Annotated in this window: 21 protein-coding genes; 13 read left to right on the plus strand and 8 right to left on the minus strand. The window is 49.8% G+C overall.

Translation table 11 applies throughout. The features are described 5' to 3' along the window. Positions 1–43 precede the first annotated feature (43 nt). Positions 44–700, plus strand: a complete 657-nt coding sequence (gene leuE, locus ACO0LG_RS20855; RefSeq protein ID WP_423029477.1) for a leucine efflux protein LeuE — start codon at positions 44–46, stop codon at positions 698–700. 34 nt (positions 701–734) lie between these two features. Here leuE and ACO0LG_RS20860 read toward each other — a convergent pair whose 3' ends face one another. Then, positions 735–2,156, minus strand: a complete 1,422-nt coding sequence (locus ACO0LG_RS20860; RefSeq protein ID WP_423029478.1) for a PLP-dependent aminotransferase family protein — start codon at positions 2,154–2,156, stop codon at positions 735–737. A 183-nt stretch (positions 2,157–2,339) separates the two neighbouring features. Here ACO0LG_RS20860 and ACO0LG_RS20865 point away from each other — a divergent pair, with 183 nt between their 5' ends. The 10 genes from ACO0LG_RS20865 (at position 2,340) to ACO0LG_RS20910 (ending at position 12,056) form a co-directional block, all read left to right on the plus strand. Further along, a complete protein-coding gene (locus ACO0LG_RS20865; protein ID WP_423029479.1) occupies positions 2,340–2,954 on the plus strand; it encodes a LysE family translocator in 615 nt (204 codons plus the stop codon). A 35-nt stretch (positions 2,955–2,989) separates the two neighbouring features. Continuing rightward, complete coding sequence (locus tag ACO0LG_RS20870) at positions 2,990–3,862, plus strand: DMT family transporter (protein ID WP_423029480.1); 873 nt, start codon at positions 2,990–2,992, stop codon at positions 3,860–3,862. 331 nt (positions 3,863–4,193) lie between these two features. After that, positions 4,194–4,652, plus strand: coding sequence for a RidA family protein (locus ACO0LG_RS20875; protein WP_423029481.1), 459 nt, complete (start codon positions 4,194–4,196; stop codon positions 4,650–4,652). Between the two features lie 62 nt (positions 4,653–4,714). Next, on the plus strand, positions 4,715–5,908 hold the full coding sequence (locus tag ACO0LG_RS20880; protein WP_423029482.1) for a PLP-dependent aminotransferase family protein: 1,194 nt from the start codon (positions 4,715–4,717) through the stop codon (positions 5,906–5,908). A gap of 195 nt (positions 5,909–6,103) precedes the next feature. Then, the gene (locus tag ACO0LG_RS20885; protein WP_423029483.1) at positions 6,104–6,715 is read left to right on the plus strand and encodes a glycine zipper 2TM domain-containing protein; all 612 of its coding nucleotides are present in this window, start codon (positions 6,104–6,106) and stop codon (positions 6,713–6,715) included. 226 nt (positions 6,716–6,941) lie between these two features. After that, positions 6,942–7,778 (plus strand): substrate-binding periplasmic protein, encoded by an 837-nt coding sequence (locus tag ACO0LG_RS20890; RefSeq protein ID WP_423029484.1) that lies wholly within the window; start codon positions 6,942–6,944, stop codon positions 7,776–7,778. Positions 7,779–7,802: 24 nt separating this feature from the next. Continuing rightward, positions 7,803–9,797, plus strand: coding sequence for an ATP-binding protein (locus ACO0LG_RS20895; protein WP_423029485.1), 1,995 nt, complete (start codon positions 7,803–7,805; stop codon positions 9,795–9,797). Between the two features lie 48 nt (positions 9,798–9,845). Then, the gene (locus tag ACO0LG_RS20900; protein ID WP_423029486.1) at positions 9,846–10,562 is read left to right on the plus strand and encodes a pseudouridine synthase; all 717 of its coding nucleotides are present in this window, start codon (positions 9,846–9,848) and stop codon (positions 10,560–10,562) included. 133 nt (positions 10,563–10,695) lie between these two features. Further along, positions 10,696–11,310, plus strand: coding sequence for a ParA family protein (locus ACO0LG_RS20905; RefSeq protein WP_423029487.1), 615 nt, complete (start codon positions 10,696–10,698; stop codon positions 11,308–11,310). Positions 11,311–11,447: 137 nt separating this feature from the next. Beyond that, positions 11,448–12,056, plus strand: coding sequence for a lysophospholipid acyltransferase family protein (locus ACO0LG_RS20910; protein WP_423029488.1), 609 nt, complete (start codon positions 11,448–11,450; stop codon positions 12,054–12,056). A 41-nt stretch (positions 12,057–12,097) separates the two neighbouring features. On the opposite strand, the gene ACO0LG_RS20915 is transcribed toward ACO0LG_RS20910, so the two are convergent. Together ACO0LG_RS20915 and ACO0LG_RS20920 are read right to left on the minus strand one after the other, a co-directional pair. Continuing rightward, complete coding sequence (locus tag ACO0LG_RS20915) at positions 12,098–13,225, minus strand: acyltransferase family protein (RefSeq protein ID WP_423029489.1); 1,128 nt, start codon at positions 13,223–13,225, stop codon at positions 12,098–12,100. A gap of 30 nt (positions 13,226–13,255) precedes the next feature. After that, positions 13,256–13,441 carry a hypothetical protein gene (locus tag ACO0LG_RS20920; RefSeq protein WP_423029490.1) on the minus strand — a complete coding sequence of 62 codons (186 nt, stop codon included), beginning with the start codon at positions 13,439–13,441 and terminating at the stop codon, positions 13,256–13,258. Between the two features lie 81 nt (positions 13,442–13,522). Between ACO0LG_RS20920 and ACO0LG_RS20925 the strand changes: the two genes are divergently transcribed. After that, positions 13,523–14,176 carry a flagellar basal body-associated FliL family protein gene (locus ACO0LG_RS20925; protein ID WP_423029491.1) on the plus strand — a complete coding sequence of 218 codons (654 nt, stop codon included), beginning with the start codon at positions 13,523–13,525 and terminating at the stop codon, positions 14,174–14,176. Between the two features lie 236 nt (positions 14,177–14,412). Here the strand turns inward: ACO0LG_RS20925 and ACO0LG_RS20930 are convergent, their stop codons facing one another. The 4 genes from ACO0LG_RS20930 to ACO0LG_RS20945 form a co-directional block, all read right to left on the minus strand. Continuing rightward, positions 14,413–15,294: an EF-hand domain-containing protein gene (locus ACO0LG_RS20930; RefSeq protein ID WP_423029492.1), complete on the minus strand. Its 882-nt coding sequence runs from the start codon at positions 15,292–15,294 to the stop codon at positions 14,413–14,415. A 100-nt stretch (positions 15,295–15,394) separates the two neighbouring features. After that, a complete protein-coding gene (locus ACO0LG_RS20935) occupies positions 15,395–16,414 on the minus strand; it encodes an ATP-binding protein (protein WP_423029493.1) in 1,020 nt (339 codons plus the stop codon). After that, positions 16,411–17,202 (minus strand): response regulator, encoded by a 792-nt coding sequence (locus tag ACO0LG_RS20940; protein WP_423029494.1) that lies wholly within the window; start codon positions 17,200–17,202, stop codon positions 16,411–16,413. The genes ACO0LG_RS20935 and ACO0LG_RS20940 overlap by 4 nt, the downstream gene beginning before the upstream one ends. Before the next feature lie 2 nt (positions 17,203–17,204). Continuing rightward, complete coding sequence (locus ACO0LG_RS20945) at positions 17,205–17,690, minus strand: CinA family protein (RefSeq protein WP_422954238.1); 486 nt, start codon at positions 17,688–17,690, stop codon at positions 17,205–17,207. Between the two features lie 389 nt (positions 17,691–18,079). On the opposite strand from ACO0LG_RS20945, the gene ACO0LG_RS20950 reads away from it, so the two are divergent. Next, positions 18,080–18,907 carry an HDOD domain-containing protein gene (locus ACO0LG_RS20950; RefSeq protein ID WP_423029495.1) on the plus strand — a complete coding sequence of 276 codons (828 nt, stop codon included), beginning with the start codon at positions 18,080–18,082 and terminating at the stop codon, positions 18,905–18,907. Between the two features lie 52 nt (positions 18,908–18,959). Here ACO0LG_RS20950 and ACO0LG_RS20955 read toward each other — a convergent pair whose 3' ends face one another. Then, entirely contained in the window at positions 18,960–20,582 is a 1,623-nt protein-coding gene (locus ACO0LG_RS20955; RefSeq protein WP_423029496.1) for an NAD(P)/FAD-dependent oxidoreductase, read from the minus strand. Positions 20,583–21,479: the final 897 nt, after the last annotated feature.

Raw genomic sequence — 21,479 nt, forward strand, 5'->3', positions numbered from 1 at the left:
ATTTAATAGCAACGATTAAATCGTAATGGTAAGGATGTGGAAAATGGAGTTTTACGGCGTCACCGATTTATGGACCTATGTATTAGGTGCGCTGGGCATAGTCTTGCTGCCCGGTCCCAACTCATTATATGTATTGGCCGTTGCCACTACTCGTGGCGTGCGTGAGGGCTACAAGGGGGCCGCGGGTATTTTTGTCGGTGACAGTATTTTGCTGCTGCTGACCGCCCTTGGTGCTGCAAGTATCTTGCGTACTTATCCGGCTTTGTTCATGGTGGTTAAATATGCGGGTGCAGCTTATCTGGCCTGGGTGGGCATTAATCTGATCTGGGCTGCACTACAAAAATGGCGTAACAAGACGGTAACGGTGGCAGAAACGCAGGCCACTGCCGTGAACATGCAAAACCCGTTCAAGCGCGCTTTGGTGATCAGTTTATTGAATCCAAAAGCTATCCTGTTCTTGCTGTCTTTCTTCGTGCAATTTATTGACCCGAAATATCCGACACCGGCCATTCCTTTCCTGATACTCAGTGGCGTTGTGATGGTGTTCAGCACCACTTATTTGTCAGTGCTGATCTTCCTCGGATCGCGTCTGGCACGCAATTTCAGCAAACGCCGTCGCCTTTCTGCCAGCTTGTCAAGCGGTGTGGGTAGTATGTTTGTCTGGTTTGGTGTCAAGCTGGCCAATGCCAGCCTGCACTAAGTCTGAGCTAAGGCAGCGCTAAAAACTGCAGCAATTACTTGATCTCGCGTTTTAAAAATTCCCAGACACCAGGGTCTGACATCGCCGCTATATTGATGCGCATCTTGCTGGATGGAAGCTGGCTGGGTGAGAACAAACTGCCAGGTGCAAGCAGATAACCCTGTTCCATGGCTTTCTCGGTCAGCTTGTTGGTGTCGCAGCCAGTCTCTGTCCACAGGAACATGCCGGCGGGCGTGCGGTAATCTACCTTCATTCCCATTTGCTCAAGACGCTTGGTGATGTCATCGCGTACGCCATCCAGCTTCACGCGTATGCGGTCCACATGTTTGCGATAATGTCCTTCCGACAGGATTTTATACACTACGCGTTCTCCAATTTCTGTCGTCGTCAAAGTGGACAGCATCTTACGATCAGCAAGGCGTATCGCCAGTTCAGGTGATGTCGCGATAAAGCCGACCCTTAAATTTGCCGCCAGCGATTTGGAAAAACCACCTAGATAGATCACCCGGTTCAACTGATCCAGCGCAGCGATGCGCGTGGCGGCCTGTACTGCCGGGCCGGGGTGCATATCGCAATAAACGTCATCTTCAACGATCATGAAATCATGTTCCTCTGCGGCTTTCAAGACCTGGAAAGCCTTGGCTGCAGACAGCGAAGTCGAGGTGGGATTATGCAGGACCGAATTGATGATATACAGCTTGGGTTTGTGCACTGCTGCCAGTTCAGCGAGTTTGGCGACGTCCGGGCCGTCATGCAGGCGTGGTATGCCTATGACTTTGGTGCCGAGGATGGCAAAAGAGCCAAACATTAAAAACCAGGCGGGGTCATCGACAAAAATCGTATCGCCAGGTTGGGTAAATTCTCGTGCCACCAGATCCAGTGCCTGGGTGACACCGCTGGTCATGACGATTTGTTCGGGCGATGCAGCGATTTCAAGTTCTGCCAATTTCAACTGCAATTGCTGGCGCAGCGGCAAAAAGCCTTGCTGGGTGCCATAGTGCAGCAAGAGATTCTGATTCAGTCTGCTGATGGAGCGCAAGCCATTTGCCACTAGCTCCCCATCCAGCCAGTCATGCGGCAAGACACCAGAACCTGGCATTTTTTGCGGCGGCAATTGCCGGAACATATTGCGTACTAGCCACACCACATCCAGGTTTTGGGTAATGGGAGCGATTTGCGCGGTGGTGGGGACATTATTTAGCATCGAAGCGCGTTCACGCACAAAAAAACCGGCCCCCCGGCGCGACTCAAGGTAACCCTTGGCGACCAGCCTGTCATAGGCTTCTACCACCGTAAAGCGCGACACTTCCTGCTCGTCGGCAAACTGGCGTATCGAAGGCATGCGCGCCCCCGTACGCAGTAATTTATCGTCGATGCGGTTGGCCACGGCATTGACGATTTGCTCTACAAGTGAGCCGCCAGAATCGCGCGAGATAAAAAAGGTGGGTGTCAGCATTGCATGTCTCCGGACTGTGCCCTGTAATGGATAGTTGACCATTACAGTATGAATATTATCGCTTGCAGTGTATTGGTACTGTATCGGTTTTTGCGTTTAGGATAGCACAACACTAAAGCAAAAACGGGAGAAATAACATGGATGGACGACAGAACTCCAGTCTTGACCGACGGGGAGATCAGCATGGCAATTGATACCCTCATGGCCTTTGCCCTGTTTGCGCTGGTGTCTTCGATTACACCCGGCCCGAATAACCTGATGTTGCTGGCTTCTGGTGTCAACTTTGGTTTTCGTGCCACCTTGCCGCATATGCTGGGCATCAGTATAGGCTTCATGATACTGGTACTGGCAGTCGGTGTGGGTCTGGCTGGCCTGTTTGCGGTTTTCCCCTGGTTATATGTCGTGTTGAAATGGGCAGGGGCTGCGTATCTGCTCTACCTGGCCTGGAATATTGCCAATGCGGGGCCTATAGAAAGCAAGACGCCAGAAGGCGCGCTCAAAGCTGGGCCCATGAGTTTCTTGAGTGCCGCCGCTTTTCAATGGATCAATCCCAAGGCCTGGGTCATGGCGCTTGGTGCCTTCAGTACCTATATCCCCGCAACCAGTGGCTTCTGGATCGTTGCCCTGGCAGCGGGTGTTTTTGCAGTCATCAATCTACCTAGCGTAGGCTTGTGGGCATTGTTTGGTGCCAAAGTCAGGCATTTGCTGAAGGTGGAACGTAATCTGCGCATTTTTAATTATGGTATGGCCCTGCTGCTGGTCTTGTCGCTTTACCCTATGCTGGTGAGTTCGCCATGACAACGGGCACGCAAATTAAAACAGGCAGCTCTGTCATGCCAATACAAGAAAACAAGGGGATGGCCCTCGGGCTGGTTGGTGTCATGATTTTCAGTCTGACCCTGCCATTTACCCGCATGGCAGTGGCAGAACTCAATCCCGTTTTTGTTGCGCTGGGACGGGCCGTGGTGGCAGCATGCTGCTCGGGCATCCTGCTGTGGATGCAGGGCGCCAGATTGCCGCAACGAGAGCAAATGAAGCCCTTGCTGATAACCTCTCTGGGCGTGGTGCTTGGCTTCCCTTTGTTCAGCTCTGTTGCAATGGCTTATGTGCCTGCTACTCATGGGGCCATCGTGCTCGGTATCTTGCCCTTGGCAACTGCCTTGTTTGCAGCATTGCGCTTTAACGAAAAGCCATCCACTGGCTTTTGGGTGATGGCGGTATTGGGTAGTGGTTTGGTGATAACCTTTGCCTTGATTCAGGGTGGCGGCTCATTCCAGTCTGCTGACCTGGCCTTGTTTATTGCCGTGATCGCTGCTGCCATGGGGTATGCCGAAGGTGGGCGGCTGTCACAAAGCATGGGTGGACAGCAGGTTATTTCCTGGGCTTTGTTGCTGGCTTTGCCATTATTGTTACCTGTTACAGTCTGGCTGGGCTGGCATTATGGCGTACAGGCCTCTGGCCGTGCCTGGGCCGGGTTTGCTTATGTTTCTGTATTTTCCATGTTCATAGGCTTTTTCTTTTGGTACAAAGCTTTGGCTATTGGTGGTATTGCCCGCGTCGGTCAGGTGCAATTGCTGCAACCATTTTTGAGTTTGCTGGGTGCTGCTGTGATATTGGGTGAAGTGTTGACTGGCCGTGAAATCTTTTTTGCGCTGGCGGTCATCAGTGTCGTTGCGCTAGGGCGGCGCATGAATATTCAACGGTGAACCTGAGAAATCTCTTGGAGTGACCAAATTTAATCTGTCACAAGCAGTGCTGCAGGGGGTGTTAATCGCCTCAGTGCAGGCTTACAATAGAGGGCTGGTATGATAGGACTTACGCAAAACTGCCTCAGTTGAAGGAAACTTTCATTACAAGGGAAGTTTCCTTCAGCGATAGTCTTGCCGGGACAATTTTGCGTAAGTCTTATCAAAACGGTATCCGCTTGAATATGGGGTGGAATTCCGCAAGCTCTTGAATTTGCGGAAATAATAATAAAAATTTAATTATCTTTAGTGCATCAGTGAGGGCTGCTGCGCTTTTTCCTGGAAAATAGACATGTCATTTTACGAAAAGCTTCAAGCATTAAATATTGAATTGCCAGCTGTCGCGACGCCTGCAGCTGCCTACGTCATGTATGCACAAACTGGTAACACCGTATTCCTGTCCGGCCATATTGCCAAAAAAGATGGCAAGCCATGGGTAGGTCAACTGGGTAAGAATATCGCTACTGAAGAAGGCAAACTGGCTGCACGCGCGGTGGCGATTGATTTGATCGCCACTTTGCAGGCAGCCTGCGGCGGTGATCTACGCCGTGTCAAGCGCATCGTCAAACTGATGAGCCTGGTTAATTCCACACCTGATTTTACCGAGCAACATCTGGTGACGAATGGTGCGTCTGAACTTATCGGTGAAATTTTTGGTGAGCAAGGCAAGCATGCACGTTCCGCCTTTGGCGTGGCCCAAATCCCTATGGGCGCTTGCGTAGAAATTGAAATGATCGTCGAGATCGCCTGAATTTTACAAAACAATAAACTTGCCCGAGATGGCACTCCCAACCGAGAGATAGTGAGACCAGCATGAAACTTGAGAATCCCAGCCCCATAGAGTGGAAATTTTCTGACCGCGCCGAGCAGTTGCAAAGCTCTGCCATCAGGGAAATTTTAAAAGTGACCATGCGTCCTGAAGTGATTTCTTTCGCTGGCGGTTTGCCATCTCCAGAAACTTTCCCGGTAGAGCGCATGCGTGCCGCCTTTGACAAAGTCTTGACGCAACAAGGCAAGTCAGCATTGCAATATGGCCCTACCGATGGTTATGCTCCTTTGCGTGAGTTTCTGGCAAATTCATTGTCTACTAATGATTCAACAATCCTGCCTGACCAGATCATGATGGTCTCCGGCTCGCAGCAAGGTCTGGACTTGCTCGGCAAAGTACTGGTGGATGAAGGCAGCAAGGTTTTGGTGGAAACACCGAGCTACCTGGGGGCTTTGCAGGCTTTTTCTGTGTATCGCCCCGAGTTTGAATCGGTGGATACGGATGACAATGGTCTGATCCCTGCTTCTGTCGCTGCCAAAGGCGCTGGTGCACGTCTGATGTATGCCTTGCCTAACTTCCAGAATCCTACCGGACGCACCTTGTCGGTTGAACGCCGTTATGAGCTGGTAGAAACCTGCGCCCGGATGGGCATTCCACTGGTTGAAGATAATCCCTATGGCGATCTCTGCTATAGCGGCGAGCCTTTGCCAAAAATGCTGAACATGAATCCTGGTGGCGTGATCTACATGGGTTCTTTCTCCAAGGTGCTGACGCCTGGCATACGTCTCGGTTATGTGGTTGGTCCTACACCGCTGATACGAAAACTCGAACAAGCCAAACAGGCAGCTGATTTGCATACTGCCCAACTGACACAAATGGTGGTATTCGAAGTCATCAAGGATGGTTTCCTGAGTGAGCATATCCCTACTATCCGTACTTTGTATGCCAAACAATGCAATGCCATGCTGGAAGCCATGAGCAGGCATTTCCCAGAAGGTGTGCGTTGGACCAAACCTGAAGGCGGCATGTTTATTTGGGTAACCCTGCCTGAGCATATGGACAGCAAGCAATTGCTGGATGAAGCAATCCAGCAAAATGTTGCCTTTGTTCCTGGTGGCCCTTTCTATGCAAACAATCCTGAAAAAAATACCTTGCGCCTGTCCTTCGTGACGGTGTCGCCAGGGCGTATCAATGAGGGTATAGAAAAACTTGGCAAGCTGATCAAAGCCAGAATTTGATTGAATACTTTGCAGTGCGATGACCAAAACCCGCCCATGGCGGGTTTTTTTATGGTTCCACGTCAAAAATCAGTTTCATTTAATATGCAACTGTCAACTATTGTGATTTAAGTCATCAATCCTGGGTGTGGACCGTTAATGCATGTATGTTTCGCAATGCGAAGCTGAACTTTGATTAATTGTGGAGTATTTTAAATGAATAAAAAATTGTTTCTGGCTAGTCTGCTGCTGACTGCCGCGACGGGTGCATTTGCACAGAATATGACGGCTAAACAGCAATATGCAGCAGACAGCAAGCGCGCCACGCAAAGATACAACGACGATAAAAAACTGTGCGCAGATGCCGGTAGTTCATCGGCCAGAATGCAGTGTCTGCGGGATGCCAAGACTGAATACAATACAGCGCTGGCAGTTGCCAAACAAAATATGCGCGAAGCTGTTGCTGCGCCAGCCAATGTCAGGAATGAGCCAGTTTGCCCTGATTGCGGCAAGGTGGTTGCCGTATCCGTAGAAGACAAGGAAGGTGAGGGCGGTGCACTGGGTGTAATTGCCGGCGGCGTTGCTGGTGCCTTGCTCGGTAATCAGGTCGGTAACGGCACTGGCCGCGATCTGGCGACGCTAGCCGGTGCTGCTGGTGGTGCACTGGCTGGACACAAGATAGAGCAAAAAGTGAAAACAACCAAGGTGTGGAATGTGACTGTCGCTTTTGATAATGGCAACAAGCAAAGCTATTCTTTCGATCATGACCCAGGGTTGTTGTCTGGTGATGCTGTTAGAAGTAGTGGTAATTCTGTCGTCAGGCGCTAACCTTATGAGCATAAAAAAAGGACTGCGATAACATAGTGATAACTTAGACAGTTCTTATTCTGCCTGATTTCAAAGTGGTAAAAATCTTGCACTTATAGTCAGGATTTGGAGGAATTATTTTCTTTTTGGAAACCGTTCCTCCTTCACAACTACTTTCTTGCCAAGCCTAATGTGAGCAGTTAGACTTAGGCATCCATCCCCACGTTCTTGTCGAGAAGGTCGTGCCATGAATTCTGATACTTGCAAAGCTAGTCCTTCAGATCATGTCGTATTGCAGTTGCTCTGCTGTGCGGCATTGTTGTTGATGGGGGTGTTCAGTTCAGCCGCGCATGCCAATGAGTCCTGCAAGAGTTTGCTGGCGACCGGCAACCCTGAATATCCACCTTACCTGTGGCGCGATCCTGAAGATGAAAACCGACTGATAGGGGCAAATGCAGAGTGGATGCAGTTATTGTCCAAAGAAATCGGCATACCTATAGACATTAAATATGTAGGCCCATGGGGAAGAGTACAGGAAGAGGCTAAGTTGGGACGTGTAGATTTGCTGGCCGGTGCATTTTTTACCCTGCCCAGACTGGAATACATGGATTATTTTTACCCGGCCTTTCGCGAAACGCGCACAGTCATCTGGACCCGCATTAACTATAATCTGCCGTACAAGAAATGGTCTGACCTTGCAGGCAGGCAGGGCGTCACGGTGATCAATAACAGCTTTGGTGAAGACTTTGACCGCTATGCCAAAGAGTCACTCAAGATTTCCATGGTTCCCAGCCTTGAGCAGGCTTTGAAGATGCTCAGCCTGTCCCGCGCTGAGTATCTGATTTATGAAGAAGATCCAGGTCTGGCCTATGTCGCCAAGCTGAATATCACGGGCTTGAAAACCGTCACGCCACCGATTACAAATGAAAATTTATATTTGACACTGGCCCATAAGTCAGCCTGCAATACGCCGGAAATGCGCGGGCGTATTGCCAAGGCAGTATACAAGCTGGACAAGCAAAACGTAATGAATAAACTCATCGCGGCAAATATACAATTGTGGCGTAAGCAACAAGCGAAGTAACCGCTGCAAATAACAGGTAAACCATTGCGTACACTCTCCCTCCGACAAATTCTTATTATCGGCGTTGTAGTTGGCATCGTATTGCCCGCGATTGTTTTGGGGCGCTTTCTGGTGCAGGATAGGTATGAGCGGGAGTTGCAACTGCGCGTACGCAATCCCATGTCGCAATATGCCGATATGCTGTCGCGCGGCATGGCAGTGCCAGTCTGGACGCTGGACAAGGCGGTCGCCAATCAATTCATACAAGCAGTCATGCGCAACCCGGAAGTGGTCAGCGTGGAAGTGCTGGATGAATCGAGGTCCGTCTTCGCTCATAGCAGCAAATTCAAGAAAGAGGGCGCCAAATTATTGCGTGAAGAACGTCCCATCCTGCTGGAGACCAAGGTCATCGGCAGTGTCATGCTGGAGCTGACTACTGAACATATAGAAAAAGAACTATGGGCAGACTTCCTGAAGCTGGGGCTGGCCTTGCTGGTGCAGGTCGTGTTTTCTTTTATCCTGATCTGGCTATTGTTTGAACGCCGCATCGTCAGGCCCATCATGGAATTGCAGTTGGCGACCGGGCGGCTGGCGCGTGGCAAACTGGATCAGCCCCTGGAATGGGTAAGGCAGGATGAAATCGGTAACCTGGCACAAGGCTTGGACAAGATGCGCCTGAACCTGGGGCGTTTGATTACCGAAAGAGAAGCGCAAAATATCACTCTGCAACAAGAGCTCAACGAGCGCTTGCGCGCCGAGCAGGCCCTGAAGGTAACCGAAGAGAAGTTCATTGGTATTTTCCAGGCATCACCCGTTGCCATGACGGTGCTGCGCAAAAGCCAGCACTACAACATGATTGATGTCAACGATGCCTGGGTACGGCAATTCTACTGGTCACATGATGAAATTCTCGGGGATAACGAAACCCAGAAAGCCTTGTGGCGCAATGAAACAGACTTCCTGGAGATATTGCGGATCATAGAGCGCGACGGCGAAATCCATGATTATGAAGCCTGGCTGACTTGCGGTCAGCAAGAAAAAATCATCCTGTGCCAGGTATCAGGACGCATGATACGGCTGGGTAACGAACCCCTGATTATCCTGGTGCAGGAAGACATTACTGAAAAACGCCAGAATGAGCAGGAAATCCGCAATATGAACACCACGCTGGAAAGGCGGGTCTCTGAACGCACCCAGGCGCTGGAAGCGGCAAATAGCGAACTGACCATCGTACTGGAAAACCTGCAACGCGCCCAGCGCGAACTGCTCAGGACTGAGAAAATGGCCGCACTCGGTTCTCTGGTGGCGGGTGTCGCCCACGAGCTTAATACCCCCATAGGTACCAGCGTTACCGTGGCCAGCACGTTGGCCCAGCATACCGATGCTGTGTTGCTAGAATTTGAAAAAGGCTTGCGCCGCTCTGTGCTGGAAGAGTATTTGAGAAATGCCAAGACCGGTGCCGATTTGCTCTTGCGTAATCTGAGCAAGGCATCTGAACTGGTGATCAGCTTCAAGCAGGTTGCCGTTGATAGAACGAGTGCCAACCGCCGTGTCTTTGCGCTTGATGAAATGTTGTCTGAACTGATCCTGACCATGGGCCCTACCATACGCAAGACCCGTCATGATGTCGTTCATAGTGTCCCACCCAAACTGATGATGGATAGTTATCCTGGGCCATTGGGCCAGGTAATGACCAATTTGATCAACAATGCCTTTATCCACGGTTTTGATGGTGATTATCGCGGTACTGTCAGCATCACGGCGCGTATTTTTGATGAGAATTTCGTCGAAATAACCGTGCGCGACAATGGTAAAGGCATACCAGAAAGCAATCTGGGGCGCATTTTTGACCCCTTCTTCACTACCCGTTTGGGTCTGGGAGGCAGTGGTTTGGGTCTCAATATTGTCTATAACCTGGTGACGGGTATCCTGGGTGGTAATATCTTGGTTGAAAGCGATGTCGGCAAGGGAACTTGCTTTAAAATCAGTTTGCCGCTGGAACCGAAGATGGCGGATGAAGATGTTGTCGAGGTTCATTGATAGCGTAGACACTAGCGGTGAGAGCGTCACATCTGATAAAGTCGCGGCATGACAAAATTAAGCTTAGATAAAATCCTGCAGTCGCAAGGATTTGGAACCCGCAAATATTGCCGTGATCTGGTGGAGGATGGTGAAGTCGCCATCAATGGCGAAGTGATACGCAACGTCAAGACCAGTTTTGAAACCCAGGGTTTGCAATTTCATATCTTTGAAGAAGACTGGGAATACCGCGAGCGCGTGTATATAGTCCTCAACAAACCAGCAAACTTTGAATGTTCGCGCAAGCCCAGCCATCATCCCGGTGTATTGACCCTCTTACCCGAGCAATTCAGCTGGCGTGACGTACAACCTGTGGGGCGGCTTGACCATGATACGACAGGTATGTTGCTGATGTCAGACGATGGGCCGTTTATCCATGCGCAATCTTCACCGAAGCGCCACGTACCCAAGGTGTATCAGGCAACCACCGCTGAACCGGTGTCTGAAGAGCTGGTGAATTTATTGCTGAAGGGCGTGAAGCTGCACGATGAGCCGGCACCTTTGGCAGCCATACATTGTCAAAAACTTGGTGAGCATCTGTTGGAGATCGTGCTGGAGCAGGGTAAATACCATCAGGTCAAACGTATGCTGGCTGCCGCAGGCAATCACTGTGCCGCCTTGCAACGCACTGCCATAGGTAAATTGACACTGGCCTCGCTGGAACTGGAAGAGGGCGAGTGGTGTTATCTGACTCCCGAGCAGCTGGGTTTACTGGTACCTGCCTGAACATTTTGACGGTGTTGACAGGTTTCAGTTAGTGTTGGGTATGCTCTGGATCAGATGAAGTCTTGCTATCTTCTGGTTAATATGGATAATCTGATCAGATGCTGTAGTTCTTACACTGTCAAAAGGAGCGGACATGCCTGTCATTGCAATTGTCAATCCCAAAGGGGGCGTCGGTAAAAGCACGGTAGCTACCAACCTCGCTGGCTATTTCGCTGCGCATGGTCATAAAGTCATGCTAGGTGATACCGATGTGCAGCAATCTTCCCGTACCTGGTTGACATTGCGACCACAAAATCTGCCGCAAATCCAGCCCTGGGATATTGCTGAGGGCAATGTCCTGAAACCACCCAAAGGTACTACCCACGTCGTGCTGGATACTCCCGCCGGACTCGTTGGCAACAAGCTCGACATGGTGTTGAAATCCGCCGACAAGATCATCGTGCCCTTGCAGGCATCGATTTTTGATATCCTGGCCACTGAAGAATTCCTGAAAAGCCTGACCCAGCATAAAAAAAATGGCTACCAGATCGGCATACTTGGCATGCGCGTGAATACCCGCAGCAAGGCAGCCGAGCAGCTTGAACACTATGTGGGTCAACTGGGTTTGCCAGTCCTGGGGTTTTTGCGGGATACACAAAACTACATACAGCTGGCGGCTCATGGCGCTACCTTGTGGGATGTCGCTCCATCCAGGGTAGAAAAAGACTTGCCGCAATGGGAACACATCGTGAATTGGGTCAAAACTTGATAGCCTGTTTTGATATCGCTTTCGTTAATTAATCTAAAAAAAGCCGATATTTATTTCCTATAGTTGCCACTGCTCACTATAATGCCGCTTGCTTGAAGAGAAGGCAGAATTCTCTTTTCTTATCAAAGACTTACGGCATGCATCTTACCATTTTTGAAACTCCCATCATTAATACATTCATGCGCTGGTTGTCCATCATCGGACTCAAGCTGGCCGGCTGGAAAGTGGAAGGTATTGTTCCCGCCGAACAAAAATACGTCCTGATTGCCGCTCCTCATACCAGTAACTGGGATTTTCCCGTGACCCTGATGGTGTGTTTTGCCTTGCGTCTGCGGGTATATTGGATGGGTAAGTCCAGCCTGTTTCCGCCGGTATTGGGGCACGTCATGCGTTGGCTGGGCGGTATTCCGGTTGATCGTAGTAAATCCGGCAATCTGGTGCAAGGCACGGTCGATGCATTCCACGCCAATCAAAGACTGACTGTCATCGTGCCACCTGAAGGTACCAGGGGTAAGGTAACTCATTGGAAAACCGGGTTTTACTATATCGCACTCGGTGCCAGTGTACCAATCGCACTTGGTTATCTTGATTTCAAACGCAAAGCAGGCGGTATAGGCAAAATGTTCACCGTGAGCGGTGATATTGAAACCGATATGGCGCAGATACGTGAGTTCTATTGCGATATTTCAGGCAAGAACCCACAGCAGTTCGACGAAGGCAAAAAACAGGAGAAATCCCAGGGCTGAGCAAGTGCATCGCTGACCAGGATGCGCTTATCAGTGCAGATTCAAGGTTCTTGCCGTAGAGGTTTTTCCTGGACGTCTTGAGCGTCCCGAGCGTCTATCTCCAGGCTGGCCGGTTTGCTGGCAGCTTGGGGGATCAGCAGCCATGCGAGGGGGGCAAGAATCAAGCGTTTGGTCAGGGCTTCAGTTTTTTCATGCGCGCATATCCATGTGATAGCCATGGAAACTAACGCTGAAATCGCCAGTGCAACGGTATTTTCGTATTTGAAAATGGCACGCAATACGCCAGTTTCTTGCAATATGATCAGCGCCATGCCATGCCAGACCAGCACATAGATAGAGCGTTTGCCTATCTGTGCCAGACGCAGGTCTTTTTGTGCCAGCAAATACAGGACTGACAAACCGATGACCGTTGAGGCCGCATATTGCAATAACTGATACATGCTGCCCGTCAGGTTAGCCATTTCCAGTCTGTGCAGTGAGTAACTGCCATAGAACCAGCGGTAGTCAAAATCACTCTTGAGCATAAAGGCAGCAATGAAAGCAGTAATCACTACTACCGTGCTGATCAACAGTCTTTCTTTCTTTTTTACATTGAATACTTCAGGGCCAAGTTTCCAGCCTAACAGGAAATAAGGGAAGAAGATCAGGGTGCGTGAAATACCAAGGAAATAGCCCGCATGCTCAGAGTAGCTACCTGCCAGCGACAGCGCTAGTGCCAGCATGACGCCAAACTGCATGCGCGAAAATAAGGGCAGTAGCAGGCGCCAGCACAACAAACTCAGTAAATACCATAGCATCCAGTAAGGGGCCACCAATCCAGCATAGACACTGCCTGCGCCCTTCAGGGCGAATTCGGTTGCTTCATAAATAATTTCAAAGCCGATCAAAGGCACCAGCACTGTCGAAATCAGTTGCGTGGCGTTTTTGTCATCCCAACTGGCCTTGGAAAACATGCCAGACATCAGGGCAAACATGGGCATGTGGAACGAGTAAACAAAAATCCAGATGGAACGTAAAACATGATCTTCGCCCACGTAAATTTCTATCAGATGGCCAAACACGACTAAAAATATCAAGACAGCCTTGATATTGTCTATGCCGGTATTTCTGATTTTGGGAGTAGTGGGATGGATCATGCCTGTCAAGCTAGTGCGGGGGAATCCCGTCATGATAGCGAAATTAGCTGGCGATTTACACCCTTAGTTTGTAACGAAGCATTTAAATTCCGGTATATGGGTTACGTGGATGTCATCTTTCCCAACGATAGCGGATTGCAAAAACCAATCTTCAGCATGCCATAAAAACAAAACATCAAACTGCAATTTTTTCGCCGCCTTGGCTTGGAATTTGATGAATTTGGGTAAAATATGGGCTATGCTTTCCATTCTTTGAAATTTCCACCTGGAAATTAAATGCACGATCAGTGCGTTGAATGTATGGACATCTGCAAGTTATAAGAGGTAGTTATGTCTAAAGATAGGTCAAAGGCCAGCTTGCTCAGCGCACAGCTGGATTTTGAAGCGATAGATGGTAGTGAACCTCAAAAAACAGGCAATCCTCTGGATTTTGATACGGGGCAAGCTGCCTCTGCCGTTCAGGCGAAAGGACCAGCGGCTAAAGCTAGTATCGGCTCCAGTTCTAAAATCAATTCTGCGTCTGTATCCAGCCCCCGCACGGCAGCACTTGCCAAAAAAACAGCGAAAAAGCCTGGTGCGGTCAAAGATCGTTTTGGCCTTTATGCGACTATCATCGTGCTGTGTGGCTTTGCAATCTTGCTGGCGATTTTTTTCTATATCCGTAGTGTAGGCAGCAATGCGGCCGGACTTAGTTATTATGTCCTGCCACAGCAAGTCGCCAATCTGAATGGGCAAGTGGTGCGTATGCAAGTCACAATACAAGTTCGCACTGAGGATAAGGAATGGCTATTTGAAAACAAGAAAATATTGACAAATATATTTCAAATCGAATTTGCCAAGATTGATCCTGATGATTTACATAGTGAAGAAGGATTTGACACGGTCAGGGCGCAACTCAAATCCGGCTTGAATTCAGCCCTGCAGACAGACAAGATAGAGTCTGTGCTCATCAACGAGTTGTTGATGCAGAACAGGGAACAATAATCATTGAGAACTCCCTGAATCAGGAAAACTACAAGGCATATGATTTAGTGGACTGTCACAGTGAAAATTAGAGTGCCTGCCGTGTGCGCGACGATCATGGCTGCGTTGCAAATACTCGCGATAGCCCCGCTATCGATGTGTTCATTTTTTTCACCCTTGCCTTGCTCTGATGCGCTGGGCACATGTCCTTCACTCTTGATACCACTGTGACAGTCCACTACATGTGCCTTTTGTCTTTATGCGCTGACCGAAATACTTTGACTGCTGGAACTGGTTGGCGGCGAACTGTAGGCACGCAACAGCTGTAGCGCTTTTTTGAACAGGGCTGCATCTGTATTGGTGCTGCTGTTACCTGTTACCGAGCTGGTCGTTCCATCTGATGTGCTGCTAGAGCTGCTAGTAATGCCAGAATTGCTAGTCGTGCTTGAGTTTGAGCTGGCGCTGTTTGTATTGCTAACGCTGGCTGTCGTAGAGGTATTGCCCGTCTGTGACGTACTGGTTTTTTCAAGGTAGGCCAGGGTTTCTTGCAAGCTGACCTTGCCATCCTGATTGGTATCGGCAGCGTCAAAATTCTGCGCCACCTGGTTCAGTGCCGCACCGGCGCTGCTATTGGTTTTACCCACTTCTGCCGATAAATCCGTCAACTGGGTTTTATCCAGACCTGTCTGATCTGCACCTCCACCACCTTCTGGTGGCGACGGTGGAGGCGGTCTTGATCCTTCTGCGCCACGCGTGCGTCTGGCATTGAATTGTGTTTCCAGGGCATCGCCGAGTTTTTTGATGCCGTTGCTAAACTCGCTCTTAGTGACCTTGCCATCGCCATCACTATCGAGCTTTTTGAACAAGTCATTGATGGTGGCACTATTGCCGCTTGTACTTGTAGAACTTGTGCTGGTGTCACTGCTGCTAGTGCTAGCTGTGCTGGTGGATGAGGATGACGCAATATTGCCAAATGCACTTTCCAGATCCGAAACTTCAAGATAGCCCTGATTCTTGGTATCGAGCTTGGAAAATACATTTTCCGCTATCTTGCTGGTATCACGTTCCCGCCTTTGGGTGCCGCCAGTTTGCGGGAAATAGCTGCCGGAACTTCCACTTACTCCACTGATGCTGCTCATCGCGCTCTCCTTCAGTCATGCGTTGTCGTGATCTGAAGTGTCGCATCCGCATGTTGCCTGCTTGTGTCTACTTTGTATCGACTTTGACACAAAGAGGAAATCAGTTTCTTGGCAGCCGCAATTCCACCAGCAGGCCCTGATTGTCAGGGCGGTTTTTTAGTATCAGGCTGGCCTGGTGACGTCTGGCGATTTCCCCGGCTATGCTGAGCCCCAGGCCAACACCGCCGGTATTTTTATTTCTTGAAACAGCCAGGCGGACAAATGGGGCGAATACTTTGTCCAGCTCTGCTTCAGGTATGCCGGGACCTTGATCCTCAATCATGATTAACAATTCATGTTGACTATCATACAAACTGATCTGTGCAGTTTTGCCATAGGCAATCGCATTTTCCAGTAAATTGCTGATACAGCGTCTCAGCTCATTTGGCAGAGCCCTCAGAGGGCGGGACGCTCCGTGCATGCTGACAGATTTGCCTTCATCCTGCATATTATCGACAATCGCGGCCACCAGCGATGTGACATCCAGCATTTGCGGAGACTCTTCACTTCCACGCAGGTAATTCAGGGTCGCGTCCAGCATCAGGCGCATTTCTTCTACATCGTCGAGCAGTTTTTCATCTGCTTCATTGTGCAGTTGCTCTATGCGCAGCTTTATGCGCGTCAGTGGTGTGCGCAAATCGTGGGAAACTGCTGCCAGGAAGCGTTCTCTCTCTTCCATTTGCTGGAACAGGCGTTCTTGCATTTGATTAAAGACCCTGGCACTCTGGCGTGCTTCTGCCGGCCCTGTCTCTGGAATCGCCAAAGGTTCTTTGTGCTTACCCAGCTTGCTTGCTGCTTCTGCCAGTTGTTGCATGGGGCGTGCCAGACTGCGCGAGCCTGCCCAGGCCGCGATCGCCAGCAGTAGTAATTGTATGGCCATACTCAGGCAAAAACCAAGGAAAGGGCCATGCAAAATGCCGTGCGGGTGATGTTGCGGCATATGCGCCGGAGGGGGCGGTGGACGGTGATCGCCCAGGAAAACAAATAGCAGAATAAAGGTGATGATGTGGCTCACGACTACCGCAGCCATGGCCAGGCCAAACAGACGGCTGAAGATGGTATCGCGCAGCAGCTTATTCATGGAACGCTGGCGTTAAATAAATAGCCTTCGCCACGTATGGTTTTCAACAAGCCTGGATGGCGGGGATCATCCCCCAGTTTTTGTCGCAGGCGCGACACCAGTAAGTCTATGCTTCTGTCGAAGACTTCAGTCGATTTATTGCGCGCAAAATCGATCAGTTGGTCACGGCTGAGTATCTGCCCCGGTCTTTCAAGAAAGGCCAGCAAAAGCCTGAATTCTGCATTTGACAGTGGAATAATCAGTTTATCCGGGCTACACAATTGTCGTGCCGGCAAATTCAATACCCAGGCATCAAAGCGTATTTCTGTTGACCTGCTCTCTTTGGCTTCTTGAGTTTGCTTTGCCGATGCATGGGCGCGTCTGCTGACGCTTTGGATGCGGGCGACCAGCTCACGGGTATCGATGGGCTTGATCAGGTAGTCGTCAGCGCCTGACTCCAGACCCTGTATCTTATCGGCAAATTCACCGCGGGCAGTCAGCATGATGACAGGTGTACTGGTATGGCGGCGTAGCTGGCGTAGCAGACTCAGACCATCTTCGTCAGGCAGCATCAAGTCCAGTAAAATCACATCAAAATTATGTGACTGCAGTGCCTCACGCATTGCCACACCGTCTTGCACTGCAACACAACTTATATTAAATTTCCCCAGATAGTTGCTGAGCAAGACTGCAATTTCGGCATCGTCATCGACCAGCAAGATATGCAAGCGACTACCATGCGTGGATAAACCTGATCCTGATGACTGATGCTGAGGCGCATCCGCAGTTGCTGGCAATGCAGTCAGCAATTTTATAACTCCTTGATATACCTGAGTAATTTATCCAGTGCATGAACAACAGTCTGTTCCCTGACTGATTTTCTGTCACCGGCAAATACCAGCCTTTCGGTATGGGGGATTCCGCCGACTACCCAGCCAAAGCAAATGGTTCCTACAGGCTTGCCAGGAACAGCTCCGGTAGGCCCGGCAATGCCAGTGGTGGATAAGGACAGATGCGCTTCAGAATTAGCCAGGGCACCTTGCGCCATGGCGGCAGCAATTTCTTCGCTGACTGCGCCATGCTGGGCTATCAGCGCTGCCGGTATGTCGAGCAATTCCGTTTTGGAAGAATTGGAATAAGTCACAAAGCCACAATCAAACCATTCTGATGATCCGGCTATTTCTGTAATGGCATGGGCAACGCCGCCACCCGTGCAGGATTCGGCGATGCTAAGTATCAATTTTCTGGATTTGAGTTCTTCACCGACTTGTGTTGCGAGTTCTATGGCATTTTGCATGATGCGTCTCCTGGCTGCTGGCTCTGACTGGATGAACTGTTCCAAAACCTGTCCTACATTACCCTAAACTACTTTACCACCATGTACCCACTGAAGTGAAGTAAAGAAACAAGTCAAAAAGTAAGCTGACAGGAAAGAAACAAATTACATTTGCGCATCTAGAAAAGTGCCGTGTCAAATATTGTTTGCTACTGTAATTGTTAGCAATCTTGAGTTAAGCGGTGTAAGCAACAAAAAAGCATTTCTGAAAAACCAATATCAGAGTATGATTTTTGATAGCAATGCGCATTCTTCCTGTTTGTTCAGGAAATTTGCTGAAGGTGTATCAATTTCCGGAAATAATAAGAGACATAGACCTCTTGTATCTACATCCCCAAAGGAGATGCCCTATGAAAATCGAGAATCTGTTTCAGCAGCAAAATGCTTTGCCATCGATACCCAAAGTAGTCCAGGAAGTCATCGACAGTTTTAATAATGACGATGTCTCCATAGATGAGATTGCCCGCAAGCTGTCTGCAGACCAGGTCCTCAGCGCAAAACTGTTGCGCCTGGCAAATTCTTCTTATTATCATGCATCAAGAACCGTTGGTTCTGTCGATGATGCTGTGCTGATGCTGGGTTTCATGACCGTACGTACTCTTGTGGTCAGCAGCGGTTTAACCAGCGGTTTCAAATCGATGCCAGGCGTGGACCTGAAGCAGTTCTGGCGTTACAGCTTGCATACTGCTGTCGTATCAAAGTGGCTGGCCAAAAAAGCCCACTGTAATTCGGACTTTGCCTTTACTGTCGGTTTGATGCACGCCATAGGCCAGTTAGTCATGCATGCAGGCATGCCAGAGCAAATGCTGCAAGTCGACAAAACTGCCGGCCCTCTCGACCCACGCAGGCCAGATGTCGAGCGTACATCCTTTGGTTATGATTTTTTTGATGTGGGTGCTGAGCTGTCGAGGCGCTGGCGCTTCCCGGATACTTTTGCCACCGCCATCAAGGCTTGTGGTGAACCTTTGCAGCAGTCAGAGTTTGACCAGATCGGTGCCGTGGTCCATATTGCCTCCTGGTGCGCGCGAGGGGAGGAAAGTCATTATTCCAAAGAAGAGCGCGAAGCTACGTTCCCAACAGACGTGGCAAAAAAACTGGGGATCAAGCCAGAGCTCATTCTTGAAGAAATGCCGCCTTTGGCAGAGTTGAGCGCGGGGTTGGAAGATCTTTTAGGGTAAAGCCTCTCCAAAACAAAAAATGGCAAAAACGAATTTCGTTTTTGCCATTTTTTTATGGCTGCTTCTTTTGCCCGTTTGCATGGATATCAAGGGCAACAGCTTCTGCAACCCGGATGCCATCTACTGCAGCAGACAAGATTCCACCTGCGTAGCCAGCACCTTCACCAGCGGGGAACAGGCCTCTGGTGTTCAAGCTTTGCAAATCGTCGTCATTACGTTTGATGCGGATAGGGGAGGAGGTACGGGTTTCCACACCCGTCAAAATCGCATCCTTCATTGCAAAGCCTTTGATCTTCTTCTCAAACTCAGGCAGGGCTTCGCGTATGGCTGTGATCGCAAATTCAGGCAGTACCGTCGCGAGATCGCACAAGGTAATGCCAGGTTTATAGGATGGCTCTACCGTCCCCAATTCGGTTGATGGGCGTGCTGCCAAAAAGTCGCCAACCAATTGGCCAGGCGCATTATAGTTACCGCCACCGATTTCATAAGCCTTTTCTTCCAGCGCTCTTTGCAAATCTATACCCGCCAATGGATTGCCAGGATAATCTGCAGGCGTAATGCCAACGACAATCGCTGAGTTTGCATTGCGCTCATTGCGCGAATATTGGCTCATGCCATTCGTGACGACACGGCCAGGCTCAGATGTCGCGGCCACCACTGTGCCACCTGGACACATACAGAAGCTATACACGGAGCGACCATTTTTGGCGTGATGCACGAGTTTGTAATCAGCCGCCCCCAGTATCTTGTTGCCTGCGTTGGGGCCAAAGCGTGCCTTGTCGATGACAGACTGCGGGTGCTCCACCCGAAAACCGATGGAAAATGGCTTTGCTTCTACGTACACACCACGATCAGCAATCATCTGGAAGGTATCGCGCGCGCTATGACCTATCGCCAACACGACATGGGCGGTCTTTATATACTCGTTGTCATTTAGTCGTACACCTTGAACTTTGCCGTCAGCGATATCAATATCCGTCACTCTTTGTTCAAAACGAATTTCGCCACCCAGCGCTTCTATATTGTGACGCATCTCTTCTATCATCTTCACCAGACGGAAGGTACCAATATGCGGTTTGCTGACATACATGATCTCTTCCGGCGCACCAGCCTTGACGAATTCCGTCAACACCTTGCGGCCATAATGCTTGGGGTCCTTGATCTGGCTATATAGCTTGCCATCAGAAAAAGTGCCGGCCCCACCTTCACCAAACTGCACGTTTGATTCTGGCTTCAATTCGCGCTTGCGCCACAGGGCCCAGGTATCCTTGGTGCGCTCTCGCACAGTCTTGCCACGCTCCAGCACGATAGGGTTAAAACCCATTTCCGCCAGCAATAGGGCAACAAACAAACCACATGGCCCAAAGCCGATCACAACCGGACGCTTAAATGGTTTGCCATCGGCATGAGTGACAAACTTATAGGACGTATCCGGCGTTTCGGATAATTTCGTGCGGTTGCTGTGGCTGGCCAGCAAGGCCGCTTCATTCGTCGTCTCTACATCTATTGTGTAGATCAAAATGATCGCGGTCTTTTTGCGCGCATCATAGCTACGGCGGAACACCGTAAAATTAATCAATTCTTTTTCTGTAATCCCCAATTCATTCAGAACGGCAGCTTTCAGCTCGTCTTCGGCATGGTCCAGCGGGAGTTGTAAATCGGTAATGCGCAACATAAATTCGGTCCGGATAACACTAATGACAAATGATCTGCATATATGTGTATACATAAGCAGATGTTGTATTAGTGGTTTGATGAATCCGCTATTTTACCCGCATGTGCATTGATGTATGGATTTCCTTGTGAGGGAAGCCGATGCTAACCAGGCATGTGAAATCAATTTTGTATCACTGAAAGCATTTCGCAAAGCCGAGAAACTCCTTCTCCTTCAAGGAGAAGGCAGGGATGGGGGATGGGTTTCGGTTGATAAGCGAAATCAGCGCTATATAGATAGCCCCCGAACCGGTCGCTCCTGCACAGGCAGGAGCTCACCGGGCTGGCGCTCCAGCGTCGTCCGTCAATAAACGGCGAAGCAGGCAACTAGGATAGACGCCGAACAGCGGTGCAGTAGGGTGCGCCGCGCGCACCGTTCCCTATCTCTTATATATACAGCCGATAGTTTTGCACCTACACGATTAGTAACAAGTAGTACGCGGCTCACCAAAGACCGGTGCGTACGACGCCCCCTACAAAAGCCGACCCGCACCCCGTCCCCAAACACAGCTGCCCCAAGAATTCCCTAATACCCTAAATAATTTACGTCAAGGCCTTGCAAAGCAGGGCAAAGGTTTGCTATAGTTCGCCTCCCGCTGAAGAGCGGGAGAGAAATGAAGCAAAGCCAAAGAAATGCGCGATCAACCAGATTGCAGAATAATTTGGCAGCTGTGAATAGTTTGCAACAGTTTAAGGCGTTCGAAAGAACGGAACAAAACGAAAAGAGTTGCAGGTGTTGACAGCGGTAATAAAGTGCTTCATAATCTCGTTTCTCTGCTGCTGACGCACACAACGCTGCGACGCAAAACTGGATGAATAAGTAGTCTGGTGAGGCAGAAAAGATTTTGGTTCTTTAACA

It is taken from the genome of Undibacterium sp. Ji42W (assembly GCF_049340405.1).
In the GTDB taxonomy this organism is placed as follows: Bacteria; Pseudomonadota; Gammaproteobacteria; order Burkholderiales; family Burkholderiaceae_D; genus Undibacterium.

Coding starts and splice junctions, on each gene's coding strand:
- ACO0LG_RS20915 (WP_423029489.1), bottom strand. CDS start 13,225: ATGACGGGATTCCCCCGCACTAGCTTGACAGGCATGATCCATCCCACT.
- ACO0LG_RS20870 (WP_423029480.1), top strand. CDS start 2,990: ATGCCAATACAAGAAAACAAGGGGATGGCCCTCGGGCTGGTTGGTGTC.
- ACO0LG_RS20885 (WP_423029483.1), top strand. CDS start 6,104: ATGAATAAAAAATTGTTTCTGGCTAGTCTGCTGCTGACTGCCGCGACG.
- ACO0LG_RS20905 (WP_423029487.1), top strand. CDS start 10,696: ATGCCTGTCATTGCAATTGTCAATCCCAAAGGGGGCGTCGGTAAAAGC.
- ACO0LG_RS20945 (WP_422954238.1), bottom strand. CDS start 17,690: ATGCAAAATGCCATAGAACTCGCAACACAAGTCGGTGAAGAACTCAAA.
- ACO0LG_RS20910 (WP_423029488.1), top strand. CDS start 11,448: ATGCATCTTACCATTTTTGAAACTCCCATCATTAATACATTCATGCGC.
- ACO0LG_RS20860 (WP_423029478.1), bottom strand. CDS start 2,156: ATGCTGACACCCACCTTTTTTATCTCGCGCGATTCTGGCGGCTCACTT.
- ACO0LG_RS20900 (WP_423029486.1), top strand. CDS start 9,846: ATGACAAAATTAAGCTTAGATAAAATCCTGCAGTCGCAAGGATTTGGA.
- ACO0LG_RS20920 (WP_423029490.1), bottom strand. CDS start 13,441: ATGGAAAGCATAGCCCATATTTTACCCAAATTCATCAAATTCCAAGCC.
- ACO0LG_RS20865 (WP_423029479.1), top strand. CDS start 2,340: ATGGCAATTGATACCCTCATGGCCTTTGCCCTGTTTGCGCTGGTGTCT.
- ACO0LG_RS20950 (WP_423029495.1), top strand. CDS start 18,080: ATGAAAATCGAGAATCTGTTTCAGCAGCAAAATGCTTTGCCATCGATA.
- ACO0LG_RS20930 (WP_423029492.1), bottom strand. CDS start 15,294: ATGAGCAGCATCAGTGGAGTAAGTGGAAGTTCCGGCAGCTATTTCCCG.
- leuE (WP_423029477.1), top strand. CDS start 44: ATGGAGTTTTACGGCGTCACCGATTTATGGACCTATGTATTAGGTGCG.
- ACO0LG_RS20880 (WP_423029482.1), top strand. CDS start 4,715: ATGAAACTTGAGAATCCCAGCCCCATAGAGTGGAAATTTTCTGACCGC.
- ACO0LG_RS20875 (WP_423029481.1), top strand. CDS start 4,194: ATGTCATTTTACGAAAAGCTTCAAGCATTAAATATTGAATTGCCAGCT.
- ACO0LG_RS20935 (WP_423029493.1), bottom strand. CDS start 16,414: ATGAATAAGCTGCTGCGCGATACCATCTTCAGCCGTCTGTTTGGCCTG.
- ACO0LG_RS20925 (WP_423029491.1), top strand. CDS start 13,523: ATGTCTAAAGATAGGTCAAAGGCCAGCTTGCTCAGCGCACAGCTGGAT.
- ACO0LG_RS20890 (WP_423029484.1), top strand. CDS start 6,942: ATGAATTCTGATACTTGCAAAGCTAGTCCTTCAGATCATGTCGTATTG.
- ACO0LG_RS20955 (WP_423029496.1), bottom strand. CDS start 20,582: ATGTTGCGCATTACCGATTTACAACTCCCGCTGGACCATGCCGAAGAC.